We start from the raw sequence: 14,118 nt of genomic DNA on the forward strand, positions 1-14,118 counted from the left end.
GGGTGCGGGCGGCAGCGATCAACCGGGGTCGGCCGTCACGCGCGTGCGGGCAGCCGCAGCCGGATCGGGCCGCGGCCGGGCGCTTCCGGATCGAGCGTGGCGGCGCCGCGGGTGAAGCGCAGGCGTCGGTGGCGGGCCAGCTGCATGGCGACGTCGCGCACGCACGGCAGCAGGGCGCGCCATGCGCGCTCGTCGTCGTGCAGTGCACGGGCGACGTCCGACGGGCAGATCGAGGCTCCGTCCGCGCGCGCCGCGAGCAGGTCGAAGATGACGTGTTCGATCCGCGCATCGTCGACGGCGCGCATCGATGCACTAGGCCGGCTTGCGCCGCGCGCGCGGATGCGCTGCGTCGTACACGCGCGCCAGATGCTGGAAATCGAGATGGGTGTAGATCTGCGTGGTGGCGATGTCGGCATGGCCGAGCAGTTCCTGCACGCCGCGCAGGTCGCCGGAGGATTCGAGCACGTGGCTCGCGCACGAGTGCCGCAACAGGTGCGGATGCACGCGCTTGAAGATGCCCTGGCGCTGCGCGGCGAGCTTGACGCGCTGCTGCACCGCACGTGCGCTGATCGGTGCGCCGCCGCGGCCGGCGAACACCGGTGCCTCGGGCGCACGGCCGCCGACGGCGCCCCAGGCCTCCAGCGCGGTACGCGCGTGCGAACCCACGGGCACCACGCGCACCTTGTCGCCCTTGCCGCGCACGCGCGCCACCGCGTCGGCGAGATCGAGGTCGCGCCAGCGCAGGCCGCACAGCTCGGACAGGCGCAGGCCGGAGGAATAGAAGAGCTCCAGCAGCGCGCGATCGCGCAGCTCGAGAGGCGCGTCGCCGGACAGCTCCACCAGCTGCGTCATCTCGTCCGGGTCGAGCACCTGCGGCAGCTTGCGCGGTGCCTTGGGCGCGCGCAGGCCGGCGCCGGGATCGACGAGGATGGCGCCGTCGCGCAGCTGCGACCGGAAAAAGCCGCGACATGTCGACAACAGGCGCTGCAGGCTTTTCGCCGACAGGCCGCGGCGGTGCTCGGCCGCGATCACGCTGCGCAGCGCTTCGCTGCCGAACTCGCGCCAGCTGCGCAGCCGTTGCGCCTCGGCGTGCGTCAGCAGCACGTCCAGATCGCGCCGGTACGCCGCAAGCGTGTGCGGCGAAAGCCGGCGTTCCACGCGCAGTTGCGCGAGAAACGCGTCGAGCGGCGCGCGCAGTGCGGCGGTCATCGGCGAGACGACGTCACGGCGCGATCACGCGTCGAAGCGCGCCAGCGCGGCGTCGAGCGCTTCGGCCATCAGGCGCAGGAACAGCGTGCCCATGCCGGGATAGAACCGGTTCGGATCGGTGCTGCCGATCGCGAGCATGCCGCGCGTGCCGACCGGCATCAGCGCGGTGGAGTTCACCACGAGCGCGCGCGCGCCGAACAGCACCGCCATCTTGTCGTCCTGCAACCGGCCGCAGAGCGGTTCGGCGGCCTGGCGGAATTCTGCGAACGGCTGCAGTGCGGGATCGTCCGCCGGCACGATGCGCAGCCAGTCGGCCGCCTCCAGGCCCTCGCCGCGGAACAGCAGCACGCGCACCAGTTCGCTGCGGAAATCCTCGGTGAGGCAGGCCACGAGCGTGCGCAGCGTGGCGGACAGATCGCCGGCGCGCAGCAGTGCCAGCGTGAGCTGGTGCACGCGCACGGTGAGGCGTTCGTTTTCGTTGGCGACGGTGAACAGTTCCTGCAGGCGCCGGTTCAGCTCGCGGTTCTTGTCGCGCAGCACGTCGAGCTGGTAGCTCGCGAGCGACGTGGCCTGGCCTTCGTCGCGCGGCATCGCCAGGCTCAGCGCGAGGTCGGGAAATTCGTGCAGGAAGCGCGGGTGGCGGCGCAGGTACGCGGCCACCTCGTTGGCGCCCGGACCGTCCTTGATGACGTCGCTCATGCGATGAAGTCTCCTTCGAAAACGAATGCGGTGGGACCGGCGAGCCAGATGGGGTTGCCAGCACCGGTCCAGGCGATGTGCAGGGTGCCGCCGGGCAGTTCGACCGCCACGGCGTCGCCGACGCGGCCGCGCCGCGCCAGCACCGCGACCGCGGCACACGCGCCGCTGCCGCAGGCGAGCGTTTCGCCCGCGCCGCGTTCGAACACGCGCAGCCGGATGCGATCGGGCGCGAGCACCTGCGCGACGCCGACATTGCAGCCCTCGCGGAACGCCGCTTCGCCCTGCAGGGCCGGTCCGAGCGTCGCCAGTGGCGCGGCCGCGACATCGTCGACGTCGATCACCGCGTGCGGGTTGCCGATCGACACCGCGCCGAAGCGCACATCGCGGCCCGCGACCTGCCAGGCATAGGGATCGGCGGCGTCTTCGACGTCCAGCCCGATGGCGGCCGGCGAGAAGTCCGGCACGCCCATCTCGATGGCGATGCCGCCGTCGCCGCGGCGCTGCGCGGTGACACGTCCGGCCGGGCTGTCGAGCACGAAGCGCTCCGCGGAAAGCCCGTCGCGCAGCAGCCACGCGGCGACGCAACGCGCGCCGTTGCCGCACTGCCGCGACGGGCTGCCGTCGGCGTTCCAGATGCCGTAATAGGCCACGGCGCCCTCGCTGCGCGGCGCCTCGATGGTGATGACCTGGTCGCAGCCAACGCCGCGATGGCGATCGGCGAGCGCGACGGCGACGGCCGGATCCAGCGGCGCGGACTGCGTTCGGCGGTCGAGCATGACGAAGTCGTTGCCCGCACCGTGCATCTTGGTGAAGCGCCGACCGCGCGGACCGCTCATCGCGCCGGCGCGGGAACCGCTGCGGCGGGGCTCGGCCGCACCAGGTCGCCCTTCTGCCCGCAGGCGGCGATGGCGGCGAACAGGGCGCAGGCGGCGGCGAAACGAAGGAGGGTTTTCATGCCGGCAGTATAATCGCCAGTTCAGCGACCGCGGAGCTGCCATGTCACCGTTCTGGTTCGTCCTGATTCCTGCCCTCGCCTGCGCGATGTTCGCGCTGATCTTCGTCGGCGGCATGCGCAAGTGCGCACGCAAGCGCCGCTACGGTGGCGCCGGGTTGCGCCTGGTGCTGGTGATCGGATTCGCGCTGGCCGCGATCGGCCTTGCCGCGCTTTCGGCCGCGCTGTACCACTACCTGGAGCTCGACGGCGAAACGCAGGTGGCCACGCTCGCCCTGCGCCAGGTGGAACCGCAGCGCTACACCGCCACGCTGAAAACCGCCGACGGCGGAGTACGCACGTTCGAGATCGCCGGCGACGAGTGGCAGCTCGACGCCCGCGTCATCAAGTGGCAGTTGCCTGCCCTGCTTGCCGGCGCGCCGCCGCTGTACCGGCTGGAACGGCTCTCGGGGCGATACGGCGACCCCAAGCAGGAGCGCGAGGCCACGCGCAGCGTGCATCCGCTGTCGCAGGATGCGTTCCCGGATCTGTGGACGATCAAGCGGCAGTTTCCGCAGTACCTGCCGTTCGTCGATACCGAATACGGCAGCGCGGCCTATCTGCCGATGCTCGACGGCGCCACGTACGCGATCTCGCTGGGCGGACGCGGCGGACTCATCGCGCGCCCGGCGAACGACTCGACCAGGCGCCTGCTGGAAAACGCCGGCTGGTGACGCCCGTGGCGGCTGCCGCTGCAGCCGCCTTTGGCGGTTCTCGATCCGGCCCCGCGCCCTCGCTCCGACGCGCGGCCCCCGATCCGCGTCCTGCCCGCTGATCGGGGAGCGGCCGTGAAGGACGCTCAGTCCTTCACGAACAGTTTCTGCTTGAGGAAGGTGTAGGCCAGCGCCTGCATGTGCGCGAGCTGCCTGTTGTCCGCCGCGCCGCCGTGGCCACCTTCGATGTTTTCGTAGTACACCACGTCGTGTTCCTGCTCCTTCATCTTCGCCATCATCTTGCGCGCGTGGCCGGGGTGCACGCGGTCGTCGCGGGTGGACGTGGTGAACAGCACCGGCGGGTAGTCGACCTCGGGCTTCACGTTCTGGTACGGCGAGAACGCCTTGATGAATTCCCATTCCTCCGGCTTGTCCGGATCGCCGTACTCGGCCATCCACGACGCGCCCGCGAGCAGCTTGTGGTAGCGCTTCATGTCCAGCAGCGGCACCTGGCACACCACCGCGCCGAACAGCTGCGGGTACAGCACCGTCATGTTGCCCATCAGCAGGCCGCCGTTGCTGCCGCCCTGGATGCCGAGGTGCTTGGGCGAGGTGATCTTCTTCGCGATCAGGTCTTCGGCCACCGCGGCGAAGTCCTCGTAGGCGCGCAGGCGATTGCGCTTGAGCGCGGCCTGGTGCCAGCGCGGGCCGTACTCGCCGCCGCCGCGGATGTTGGCCACCACGTAGACGCCGCCCTGGCTCAGCCAGCCGCGCCCGACACCGGCGTTGTAGCCGGGCGTGAGCGATACCTCGAATCCGCCATAGCCGTACAGCAGCGTGGGATTCTTGCCGTTCTTCTCGATCGCCTTGTCGGCCACCATGAAGTACGGCACCTTGGTGCCGTCCTTGGACGTGGCGAACTGCTGCGTGATGGCCAGATTGTTCGCATCGAAGAATGCAGGCAGCTGCTTGAGCGGCTGCGGTTTGCCTTCGCCGAGGGTGCCGATCATCAGCGACGTCGGGGTCACGTAATCGGTGACGGTGAGGAAGTAGTCGTTCGATTCCTCGTCGTCGATCGCGCTGATGCCCACGGTGCCGAACTCCGGCACGCCGGGCAGGGGCTCGCGCGTCCAGCCGTCCTTGCCGGGTTTCACGAGATAGATGCGGTTCTTCACGTCTTCCAGCACGTTGATGAAGAAGTAATCCTTCGTCGCGCCGAAGCCGGCGAGCGAGCTGCGCTCGTCCGGTGCGAACACCACCTGCATCTCGCGCTTGCCGGCGAGGTAGTCGTCGAGCCTGGCCGCCAGCAGCGATCCGGCGGCGTAGTCCTTGCCGCCCACGCTCCACGGTTCGCGCAGCTCGAAGGTCAGCAGGTCGCGGTAGGCGCCCTTGTTGACGCTGTTGGGCGCGTCGATCCTGACGAGCTTGCCGTCCTTGCCGCGCAGGTAGAGCTCGTCGTTGTAGAACGCAATGGTGCGGCTGACGAAGTCGCGCTCGTAGCCGCGCGTGTGGTCGCGATACGCGGCGATGTACATGTCGCCGTCGGTGCCTTCGTAGACGACCTTGGCGTCCTGCATCGGCGTGCCGCGCTTCCACTCCTTGACGATGCGCGGGTACCCGGAGCTGGTCATCGTGCCGTCGCCGAAATCGGTGAAGACGTAGACGGTGTCCTCGTCGATCCAGCCGAGCCCGCCCTTGGCTTCGGGGCGGAAGAAACCGTCCTTGACGAACTGCCGGGTGGACAGGTCGAACTCGCGCGTCACGTCGGCGTCGGCGCCGCCGCGCGAGAGCGCGATCAGGCAGCGCACGTAAGGCGCGTCCTGTTCCTTCGGACGCAGGCAGTCGGCGCCGTGCCAGACCCAGTTCTCGCCCTCGGCCTTGTTCAGCGCATCCAGGTCGAGCACCGTCTCCCACTGCGGCTCGTCCTTGCGGTACTCGGCCAGCGTGGTACGGCGCCAGAGGCCGCGCTGGTGGTTCTTGTCCTTCCAGAAGTTGTAATAGTACTCGCCCTGCTTGTCGACGTACGGAATCTTCTCGTCCGAATCGAGGATGGCGAGCAGATCGGCTTCGAGCGTCTTGAAGGCGAGGTCGCCCTCCAGCGCCTTCTTGCTTTCGGCGTTGCGCTCGCGCACCCAGGCGAGCGCCTTGTCGCCGGTGACGTCTTCGAGCCAGACGTAGGGGTCGTCCGGCGGGGCGGCGGACGCGGGGGCTTCGGTGTTCACGGTCTGTGCTCCGGCAACGGCAGACAAGAGCCCGGCACTGAGCCAGGCGAGCGACGAACGGCGCATGGGGGTCCTCCTGAACGGATGCGGTCGGCGCACGACCCTAGCACGAAGCCGCCACCCGGCCGGCGGCCTGAAGTCACGGTTGCGCCACCCGGTACGCGCCGCCGATGTGCCGTCCCGCGAAACCGTGGCACTATCGCGGCTGCCGACACATGGCCGGCAGCACCGTGACAGGGGCGGGGCTGGATGAATCGATCGATCCGGGACGCCGACGCAGGATCGGCGGTCGTCGCGCCGGGACGCCTGCGTCAGGAAGTGTTCGATACGCGCCGCCGCATGCGTATCGGCGGCGTCTTCTACCTGTTCGGCTGGACGCTGCTCGTGGCCTATTCGCCGCTCGGCAGCGTGTATCCGGTGCATGCGCTGGCGGTGGCCGCGGCGTTCCTGGTGCTGGCCGTGCTGCGCGTGGTGGTGCGGCCGGCGCTGGACAACGAGCGTGCCCACCCCCGGTGGCTGAATCTGCAGTGGGGCATCGTTTTCGCCACGGCCGCGCTGTGGGGCGTGGCGAGCGGGCTGGTGATGCTGGACGCGCGCTTTGCCGCGGCAAATGTGCCGATCCTGCTGTGCACGGTCGCCTACGCCACCGCGTGCGCGCACACCCTGAGCATGCGCCGCGGACGCGCGCTGGCGTGCCTGACGCTGGTGTACCTTCCGGCGCTGTGCGTCACCTGGCGTGTCGACGCGGGTGCGGGGCCGGCCTGGGCGCTGCTGGTGTATTTCGCGTATCTGGTGCTTGCGCTGGTGTCGAGCCATCGCGAGTACCGACTGCGGCTGGACCTGGACGAGGAACTGCGGATCCAGCGCGACCGCTTCGAAACGCTGAGCCGGCTCGATGCGCTGACCGGTCTCGCCAACCGGCGGCATTTCTCCGAGGCGCTCGACGCCGAAGTGGCGCGCGCACACGTCGAGGACCAGCCGCTGGCACTGCTGATCGTCGACATCGATCACTTCAAGCGCTTCAACGACACCCACGGCCATGTTGCCGGCGATCTGGCGCTGGTCGCGTTCGCCCAGCGGCTGCGAGAGCAGCTGGGCGAGCGCGGCGTGCAGCTCGCGCGCGTGGGCGGCGAGGAATTCGCGTTGCTGTTGCCGGGTCTGCGCGCGGACGCGGCGGCCGTGCTTGCGGACCGCTTCCGCGTCGACCTGGGCACCTCGCCACTGCCCCTCGTCGTCGGTGCGGACGCGGTGCGGGCCAGCATCGGCGTGGCGGACCTGCTGCCGGGCGAAATGGGCGAAGCGATGTATCTGCGCGCCGACCGCGCGCTGTACCGTGCCAAGGCCGAGGGGCGCGACCGCGTGGTCTGCGCGGAGGGGTGAGGGTTCGGCAACCGGGCAAGGTTCGTCCACGCGGTGATCGCGCACCCGCGGGTCCCACGGGATCGCCCAGCCCGGCGAGCCGACCGCATGGATGACCTGAACCGCGGCATCGTCGGCCCCGCGTTTGCGCCGCTCCCGCTCCGCCGCGGCGACGCCCGCGGTTACACTGCGCGCCTTCGACCGCAACGTCCCGACAATGCCCACGTTTCCTGTCAGCGATCTCATCCGCGTGGTGTCGATCGTGCCGTTCTTCACCCGGATCGGCGACGATGCGGCGGCTGACATGCGGGTGTGGATGGATGACCTGCGCGCGGCAGGCGTGCGCTTCGACGTCGTCTCGCTCAGGACGCAGGGATTTCTCGATGCCATCGTGCGCCGCATGGACCACGTGGACCGTGCCGAGGCGCCGTTGCCCACGCAGGCCGCGGATGCCGTCGCCACGCTGCTTCGTGGCTGTTCGGCGCGATTTTCCCTGCACGCGGCCAGCGAACGACTCGTGCTGCTGGCGCGCGGCATGGGGTACTACCAGCTCGACTTGACGCTGGCCTGCGGCGGTGCCGACGCTGTCGCTTCGCTGGCCGGCTGCCTCAAACGCCTGCGGCTGCTGCTGATCGACCTCATCGAAGGCACCGCTGCACTGCCCGCGCCCTCCCTGCCGCTGCGCGATACGCTGGTGGCGTCGCTTGCCGCACGCCGCTCCGCGGTTGCGCCGGCGGAACGGCGGATGGCGCCGTGGGAGATGCACTGGAGCTACAGCATCAACCAGTTGCTTGTCCCGGCGGTGTCCGCGGACGCATCGATGCCGCTGCAACCCGGCGACCTGGATCGACTCGGCGTCGGGCTGTGCGGCAAGAACGAGGGCGGCGAGGCCGCCGGCGACGACGTTGCGGAACTGGGCGAAGGACTCGCCGCGCACGGCTTCACCGGCACCACGGTGCTGCTCGACGGCAGCGCCGCGGCGGAGCGCGCGTGTTTCCTGCTCGGACTGCTGCAGAGTTACAACTCGCTGCTGTTGCTGCTCAACGACGCGCTGCACGGCGCGACGCTGGAACCGCCTCCGGACCACGGCACGCGCGCGCGGCGCGATTTCGTGGCGCGGCTGCAACGCCTGCAGTCGGAGACGCAGATCGCGATCCACGAATCGATGCCCGCGTCCAACTGCACCACCGAACTCGACGGCCTGATCTACGAACGGGGGCACGCCGCACGTGCCATGGATGGGGCGATCGATGCGCTGGAGAAGGGCCTTGGGACGGTGCGTTCGCGCATTGCGACGGTGGACGCCGCGATCGAGACCAGCGCCGAGCGCCGCAGGCAGTTCCTGCTGGCGGCCATTGCGGTTGTCGGCCTGTATTCGCCGGTGCGCGACCTGGCCACGGCCTTCGTCGCGCCGGCCCTCGTGCCGTTGGTTCCGCTCGCGGCGATCCTCGTGTCGGTGGTGGTGTGCTGCATGCTGTTCCTGCGCCGCACATGACCGCGCGCATCCGCCCCGCACGTCCCGACGACGCCGACGCACTCGCGCGCATGGAAGCGGCGACCTTCGACCCGGTGCACTACGACAGCCTGCTCTCGGCCGCGCGGTTCCGCCATCACGCGCGCAATCCGTCCGCGGCCCTGGGCGTCGCCGCCGGCGGCGACGACGTGCCGCTCGGCTATGCCCTGGTCCTGTTTCGCCGCGGTTCGGACGCCGGCCGCTTCTATTCGCTGGCGATTTCGGCCGCGATGCAGGGACACGGCCTGGGCCATGCCCTGTTCGACTGGGCCGAGGCCGAAACCGTGCGGCGGGGCAGACATCGGCTGAACCTCGAGATCCGCGAAGACAACGCCACATTGCTGCAACGGTACTCGCGCCGCGGCTACGTCATCTATCGCCGGGTGGACGACTACTATCCCGACGGCGCGGCGGCGCTGAAGATGTTTCGTCGTCTCGATACGCCGGCATGAGTACGCGCCGCCTGCGGTATCCGGCCCAGCGCCTGGATTTCACCTGCGGCGCGAGCGCGCTGATGTACGCGGTGGCGCGCCTGGTGCCGACGGCCGGCACCGGCCTGCAGGAGGAGATCGGTATCTGGCGCGAAGCCAACACCGTGTACATGGGCGCCGGCCACCCCGGCTGCGGCCCGTACGGTCTTGCCCTGGCGGCGCGCCGGCGCGGGTTGCAGGCCAGCGTGCTGCGCAACACCGACGCGGTCTTCCTCGCCGCCACGGTCCGGTTGCCGGCCCACCGCGCCATCATGGCGTCCGAACATGCGCGCATGCGCCACGCCGCGCTGCAGGCAGGGGTGCGGGACGCGCACGCCGACATCGACCGCTGGCGGATGTCCGACCGCATCGCGCGCGGCGAGCAGCCGATCGTGCTGGTCAGCCTCGCGCGTCTGACCGGAGAGCACGCGCCACACTGGGTGCTGGTCGATGCGATCACCCCGGACACGGTGCGGTTCATCGATCCGTGGAACGACACCGGCGGACCGACCGCACGGCGCCGCGAAGTCGCGCACGGCGAGTTCGCCAGGATCGCGCGCTTCGGACGCATCGGCGAGCGGGCCCTGGTTAGCGTTGGCGCGGGACGCAGCAGCACGTCATGAGCCGTCTTGTCATCGTCGTGGAAAAGCCCTCGGACTGGGGCTCGTACTATCCGTCCGAGAACGTCGTCTCCGCCACCGACTACCTCAAGGACGCGAACGCCGTCGGCGACGAGCGCACCCAGGTCATCAATCTCTGCCGCAGCTACAAGTATCTGGGCGTGGGGTATTACGTGTCGCTGCTGGCGGAGGCGCGCGGGCACAAGGTGATTCCGTCGGTGCGCACGATCAACGATCTGCGCCGCCGCTCCCTGTACGGCATTGACATCGAGGACCTGAACCAGAAGCTGGCGAAGTTCTTCCCCGACGGCGCGCGCGACGCGACCGACTTCGGGCTGCTCGTCTACTTCGGCCAGACCAGCTACGCACCGCTCGCGGACCTTGCGCGGCAGGTGTTCGAGGCGTTTCCGTGCCCGATCCTGCGGCTGGAGTTCGAACGCCAGCGCGTGTGGCAGATCAGCGCGGTGAAACCGGCCGCACTCACCACCCTGGCAGACCAGCAGGAAGACGCCTTCGCCGAAGCCCTGGACGCGTTCTCGAAAAAACTCTGGCGCAAGCCGCGCGCGCGTCGCGCGTACCGCTACGACATCGCCATGCTGCAGGACCCGGCCGAGGCGATGCCGCCGTCGAACAGGAAGGCGCTCAAGCACTTCATCGACGCCGGCAAGGAACTCGGCATCGACGTCGACCCGATCACGCGCAACGACTTCGCGCGCCTGGCCGAATACGACGGACTGTTCATCCGCGAAACCACCACGCTGTCGAACCACACCTACCGCTTCGCCCACCGCGCCGAGCGCGAAGGCATGGTGGTGATCGACGATCCGGTGTCGATCCTGCGCTGCACCAACAAGATCTACCTGCACGACATGCTGCGCCTGCGCAAACTGCCGACGCCGCGTACCGAGATCGTGTTCCGCGACGACGCCAAGCGCCTGGCCGCGCTGCCGGAACTGCTCGGCCTGCCGATCGTGCTGAAGATTCCGGACGGCTCGTTCTCGCGCGGCATCGTCAAGGTGGAGACCGACGCGCAGCTGCGCGCCGCCGCCGACGAACTGTTCCAGCACACCGCCCTGCTGATCGCGCAGGAATACATGTACACCGAGTACGACTGGCGCATCGGCGTGCTCAACGGCCAGGCACTGTACGCGTGCAAGTACTTCATGTCGCGCGGACACTGGCAGATCTACGATCACTCCAAATCCGGCGCGAACAGGGCCGGCGGCACGAAGGGCATGCCGAAGTCCGGCGGCTTCGAGACCCTGCCGGTGCGCGAGGCGCCAGCCGACGTGGTGAAGCTCGCGCTGCGCGCCACCGCGCCGATCGGCGACGGTCTGTACGGCGTGGATCTGAAATCCGACGGCAAGCGCGTGGCGGTGATCGAGGTCAACGACAATCCGTCGATCGATGCCGGCGTCGAGGACGCGTATCTGGGTGAGGATCTGTATCGCCGCATCATGGACGAGTTCCTGCGCCGCCTGGAGCGCAAGCGTCTGGGCATCGCCGACTGACGGCGCGCGCGGCGGCGGGGTTACGCATCGGCGTGCGGTGCGACTACCATCGTCGGCTGCGGCCTGCGGGCCACGCCAACGAAGGACCGCCGCGAATGGTTGATCCCGTCCGCATTCGCACCGCGCTCGCCGGCCTGTGGCTCGCGTGCGTGGCCAGCTCGACGCCGGCCCAGGCACCGATGGCGCCGCCGCTGGGTCCGCACGACGCCTCGCTCGCACGCTGCTTCCACCACGCCGCCGACGGGCCCGACGTGGCCCTCGCCACGGCCGACGAACTGCTCGCCGCGCCGGGCCTGCCGACCGCCGTGACGCTGCGCGCGCACGTGTGCCGTTCGCTGGCGCTGTCCACGCGTGGCGATGCGGCGGCGGCCGAGGCGGAAGTGGGCACCGTGCTGGCATTGCTGGAGACGCCGGGCCTGGCCGCGGCGGAGCGGCCGCCTGCGCTTGCCGCCGCGGCCGGCGTGCTCGGCGCCATCGGCCAGTGGCAGCGCGCGGCCGAACTGCACGAGCGCGCATACGCCGAGGCGCGCGAGCAGAACAACATGCCCGGACAGATCGCCGCGCTGCTCGCGATCGCGCAGATCCAGAACTCGTTCCTCGACGATCCTGCGCTCGCCGACACCACCCTGCGCGAGGCGATCGCGCTGGCGGTGTCGATCGGCCGCGAACATCCGATGCTGTACTACAACCTCGGCTACAACCTCATGCTGCTCGGGCGCAACGAGGAGGCGCTGCCGGCACTGGATCGCGCGCTGGCGCTGGCGCAGCAGCCCGGTCCGCCCGGCGCGATGGAGAGCATGCGGGCCCGCATCGACACGCACCGCGGCGTGATCCTGCACGCCCGCGGCGATGCGTCCGGGCGCGCGTTGATCGAAAACGCGCTGGTGCAGCAGGTGCGCCTGCGCGATGCCCAGGGCGAGGCGGTGACGCGCACGCATCTTGGTCGCATCCAGCGCGAAAGCGGGGACCTGGAGAGCGCGCTGTCCAACGTGGATGCCGCGCTCAAGCTCGCCGAAACCGGCCGCTTCGTGCGCGAGCAGCAACAGGCCCTGCACGAACTGGCCGCCATCCACACCGCGCTCGGCAACGCCGGGACGGCGCTCGAACTCACCCGCCGCGAACACGCGCTGGCCACCGGGCAACTGCGCAACCAGAATCTGAAAAGCCTCGCCGGACTGCAGTCGCAGCTCAGCCAGGACGTGGACCGCGCGGCCATCGACCGGGCCACGCGGGTGCGCAACCTCGCACTCGGCACGCTGCTGATCGTGATCGCGTTCGCGCTCGGGATCGCGTGGCATCAGTCGCGCGTCAACCGCCGCCTGCGCGAGAGCGGCATGACCGATCCGCTGACCGGCCTGCTCAACCGGCGCGAGGCGAGCCGCAGACTCGATGCGGACCTGCTGTCTGCGGCCGTCGGTCCGGGACGACGGGCGGGGGTGCTGATGCGGATCGCGGTCGACGCGTTCGGACGCATCGTCCAGACGCACGGAAACGCCACCGGCGACCGCGCACTGCAGGCGGTGGCCGCGCGCCTGCGGGCGCTGTGCGCGCCGGACGATCTGCTCGCACGCTGGGACGACGGGGATTTCGTGGTGGCGGCCGCGCCGCGCACGCGCGACGAGGCGCAGGCGCTGGCCGAGCGGCTGCGCGCCGGCATCGCGTCGACGCCATCGACGTTGGCGGACGGCAGCGCGCTGCCGCTGTCCGTCTCCATCGGCGTGGTGCCCTACCCGTTCTATCCGCAGCCTGACGGTACGTCGTGGACCGATGTCCTGCGCGTGGCCGACCGTGCCGCCGTCCTCGCGCAGGAACGCGGTGGCGATGCGTGGGTAAGCATCCGGGGCACGACCGCAGGCATCGACACACCGATCGAGACCCTGCTGCAGGACATGGACCGTGCGCGGGCCACCGGCTGGATCGACGTTGCGAGCGGCGGCAGGTCGCCGGCGGCGCACGGCCCGGGCACCGCGTAGCGCAGGCAACGCTGGGTATACTCGACGAGGATCGAACCGGACGCCTGCGCAGGATGCCCACCGCCAGCAATGCAGCCGTGTCCGCCAGCGCGCCGATCGCGCAGGTGGCCGTGGTCGAAGACGATCGGGAATTGCGCGAACGCATCCTCGTGCCGGGACTGGCGGACTTCGGCTTCGCCGCCTCCGGCATGGCCTCGGCCGAGGCGCTCTATCGCGCCATGCTCGGCACCCCGTTCGATCTGGTGGTGCTCGACGTCGGCCTGCCGCAGGAGGACGGTTTTTCCGTGGCACGGCATCTGCGGCAGGCGCGTGCGATGTCGATCGGCATCGTGATGCTGACCGGCCGCACCCACAGCCGTGACCGCGTGCGCGGTCTGGACGAAGGTTCGGACGTGTACCTGGCCAAGCCGGTCGAACTCGAAGTGCTGGCGGCCACGCTGCACAGCCTGCTGCGGCGCATGCGCGCGCACTCCACCCCGCCGCCCGCGGGCGATACGCCGCCCGACTGGCGGCTCGAACCCGACGGCTGGTGCCTGCGCAGCCCCGACGATGTGCAGGTGGCGTTGACGCTGGCCGAGCGGCGCGTGCTGATGCGGCTGTTCGCCGAACGCGGCGAGCCGATCGCACGCGACCAGCTCATCGCCGATCTCACCGACGACATCTACGCCTTCGATCCGCACAGGCTCGAAATGCTGGTGCACCGCCTGCGTCGCAAGATCGAGGACCGCACCGGCCAGGCGCCTCCGCTGCGGGCCGCGCGCGGCACCGGGTACGCCTTCACGCGCTGAATCGCGCCGCCGCGCCACCCATTAGACCACCCCACGCGTGAGCTTTGGTGAGCCAACGCGTGCCTGCGTGCGTGTGTTGTCGGCATCCGGACGCCAGCATGCGCGGCGTC

General features: G+C 70.1%; 14 protein-coding genes. 8 read left to right on the forward strand and 6 right to left on the reverse strand.

Annotated features, from left to right (window positions below; all coding sequences use genetic code 11):
• Positions 1-35: 35 nt before the first annotated feature.
• From HNQ52_RS04695 to lptM, 5 genes are read right to left on the reverse strand one after another with little or no spacing between them, the layout of a single operon-like run.
• The gene (locus tag HNQ52_RS04695; protein ID WP_183959978.1) at positions 36-305 is read right to left on the reverse strand and encodes a DUF3253 domain-containing protein; all 270 of its coding nucleotides are present in this window, start codon (positions 303-305) and stop codon (positions 36-38) included.
• Between the two features lie 7 nt (positions 306-312).
• Positions 313-1,209 (reverse strand): tyrosine recombinase XerC, encoded by an 897-nt coding sequence (locus HNQ52_RS04700; protein WP_183959979.1) that lies wholly within the window; start codon positions 1,207-1,209, stop codon positions 313-315.
• 24 nt (positions 1,210-1,233) lie between these two features.
• Positions 1,234-1,908 carry a DUF484 family protein gene (locus HNQ52_RS04705; protein ID WP_183959980.1) on the reverse strand — a complete coding sequence of 225 codons (675 nt, stop codon included), beginning with the start codon at positions 1,906-1,908 and terminating at the stop codon, positions 1,234-1,236.
• Positions 1,905-2,744: a diaminopimelate epimerase gene (gene dapF / locus HNQ52_RS04710; protein ID WP_246387616.1), complete on the reverse strand. Its 840-nt coding sequence runs from the start codon at positions 2,742-2,744 to the stop codon at positions 1,905-1,907. Before dapF ends, HNQ52_RS04705 begins: the two co-directional genes overlap by 4 nt.
• Entirely contained in the window at positions 2,741-2,863 is a 123-nt protein-coding gene (gene lptM, locus HNQ52_RS16810) for an LPS translocon maturation chaperone LptM (protein WP_221281946.1), read from the reverse strand. Before lptM ends, dapF begins: the two co-directional genes overlap by 4 nt.
• A gap of 41 nt (positions 2,864-2,904) precedes the next feature.
• On the opposite strand from lptM, the gene HNQ52_RS04715 reads away from it, so the two are divergent.
• The gene (locus HNQ52_RS04715; protein WP_183959981.1) at positions 2,905-3,573 is read left to right on the forward strand and encodes a hypothetical protein; all 669 of its coding nucleotides are present in this window, start codon (positions 2,905-2,907) and stop codon (positions 3,571-3,573) included.
• Positions 3,574-3,698: 125 nt separating this feature from the next.
• On the opposite strand, the gene HNQ52_RS04720 is transcribed toward HNQ52_RS04715, so the two are convergent.
• Complete coding sequence (locus HNQ52_RS04720) at positions 3,699-5,840, reverse strand: prolyl oligopeptidase family serine peptidase (RefSeq protein ID WP_183959982.1); 2,142 nt, start codon at positions 5,838-5,840, stop codon at positions 3,699-3,701.
• A gap of 183 nt (positions 5,841-6,023) precedes the next feature.
• Between HNQ52_RS04720 and HNQ52_RS04725 the strand changes: the two genes are divergently transcribed.
• The 7 genes from HNQ52_RS04725 (at position 6,024) to HNQ52_RS04755 (ending at position 14,008) form a co-directional block, all read left to right on the forward strand.
• The gene (locus tag HNQ52_RS04725) at positions 6,024-7,154 is read left to right on the forward strand and encodes a GGDEF domain-containing protein (protein WP_183959983.1); all 1,131 of its coding nucleotides are present in this window, start codon (positions 6,024-6,026) and stop codon (positions 7,152-7,154) included.
• Between the two features lie 196 nt (positions 7,155-7,350).
• Positions 7,351-8,628: a hypothetical protein gene (locus HNQ52_RS04730; protein WP_183959984.1), complete on the forward strand. Its 1,278-nt coding sequence runs from the start codon at positions 7,351-7,353 to the stop codon at positions 8,626-8,628.
• Positions 8,625-9,098, forward strand: a complete 474-nt coding sequence (locus HNQ52_RS04735) for a GNAT family N-acetyltransferase (RefSeq protein ID WP_183959985.1) — start codon at positions 8,625-8,627, stop codon at positions 9,096-9,098. The genes HNQ52_RS04730 and HNQ52_RS04735 overlap by 4 nt, the downstream gene beginning before the upstream one ends.
• Positions 9,095-9,739 (forward strand): peptidase C39 family protein, encoded by a 645-nt coding sequence (locus HNQ52_RS04740; protein ID WP_183959986.1) that lies wholly within the window; start codon positions 9,095-9,097, stop codon positions 9,737-9,739. Before HNQ52_RS04735 ends, HNQ52_RS04740 begins: the two co-directional genes overlap by 4 nt.
• Complete coding sequence (locus HNQ52_RS04745) at positions 9,736-11,247, forward strand: RimK family protein (protein WP_183959987.1); 1,512 nt, start codon at positions 9,736-9,738, stop codon at positions 11,245-11,247. The genes HNQ52_RS04740 and HNQ52_RS04745 overlap by 4 nt, the downstream gene beginning before the upstream one ends.
• Before the next feature lie 95 nt (positions 11,248-11,342).
• Positions 11,343-13,220 (forward strand): diguanylate cyclase domain-containing protein, encoded by a 1,878-nt coding sequence (locus tag HNQ52_RS04750; protein WP_183959988.1) that lies wholly within the window; start codon positions 11,343-11,345, stop codon positions 13,218-13,220.
• A 53-nt stretch (positions 13,221-13,273) separates the two neighbouring features.
• Positions 13,274-14,008, forward strand: coding sequence for a response regulator transcription factor (locus HNQ52_RS04755; protein WP_183959989.1), 735 nt, complete (start codon positions 13,274-13,276; stop codon positions 14,006-14,008).
• Positions 14,009-14,118: the final 110 nt, after the last annotated feature.

Origin of the sequence: Chiayiivirga flava (assembly GCF_014202825.1) — a bacterium.
GTDB lineage: Bacteria > Pseudomonadota > Gammaproteobacteria > Xanthomonadales > Xanthomonadaceae > Chiayiivirga > Chiayiivirga flava.

What these genes read in the sequence shown, in the direction of transcription:
- HNQ52_RS04735 (WP_183959985.1), top strand. Translation starts at nt 8,625, where the DNA reads ATGACCGCGCGCATCCGCCCCGCACGTCCCGACGACGCCGACGCACTC.
- HNQ52_RS04745 (WP_183959987.1), top strand. Translation starts at nt 9,736, where the DNA reads ATGAGCCGTCTTGTCATCGTCGTGGAAAAGCCCTCGGACTGGGGCTCG.
- lptM (WP_221281946.1), bottom strand. Translation starts at nt 2,863, where the DNA reads ATGAAAACCCTCCTTCGTTTCGCCGCCGCCTGCGCCCTGTTCGCCGCC.
- HNQ52_RS04700 (WP_183959979.1), bottom strand. Translation starts at nt 1,209, where the DNA reads ATGACCGCCGCACTGCGCGCGCCGCTCGACGCGTTTCTCGCGCAACTG.
- HNQ52_RS04755 (WP_183959989.1), top strand. Translation starts at nt 13,274, where the DNA reads ATGCCCACCGCCAGCAATGCAGCCGTGTCCGCCAGCGCGCCGATCGCG.
- HNQ52_RS04750 (WP_183959988.1), top strand. Translation starts at nt 11,343, where the DNA reads ATGGTTGATCCCGTCCGCATTCGCACCGCGCTCGCCGGCCTGTGGCTC.
- HNQ52_RS04725 (WP_183959983.1), top strand. Translation starts at nt 6,024, where the DNA reads ATGAATCGATCGATCCGGGACGCCGACGCAGGATCGGCGGTCGTCGCG.
- HNQ52_RS04730 (WP_183959984.1), top strand. Translation starts at nt 7,351, where the DNA reads ATGCCCACGTTTCCTGTCAGCGATCTCATCCGCGTGGTGTCGATCGTG.
- HNQ52_RS04705 (WP_183959980.1), bottom strand. Translation starts at nt 1,908, where the DNA reads ATGAGCGACGTCATCAAGGACGGTCCGGGCGCCAACGAGGTGGCCGCG.
- HNQ52_RS04740 (WP_183959986.1), top strand. Translation starts at nt 9,095, where the DNA reads ATGAGTACGCGCCGCCTGCGGTATCCGGCCCAGCGCCTGGATTTCACC.
- HNQ52_RS04695 (WP_183959978.1), bottom strand. Translation starts at nt 305, where the DNA reads ATGCGCGCCGTCGACGATGCGCGGATCGAACACGTCATCTTCGACCTG.
- dapF (WP_246387616.1), bottom strand. Translation starts at nt 2,744, where the DNA reads ATGAGCGGTCCGCGCGGTCGGCGCTTCACCAAGATGCACGGTGCGGGC.
- HNQ52_RS04720 (WP_183959982.1), bottom strand. Translation starts at nt 5,840, where the DNA reads ATGCGCCGTTCGTCGCTCGCCTGGCTCAGTGCCGGGCTCTTGTCTGCC.
- HNQ52_RS04715 (WP_183959981.1), top strand. Translation starts at nt 2,905, where the DNA reads ATGTCACCGTTCTGGTTCGTCCTGATTCCTGCCCTCGCCTGCGCGATG.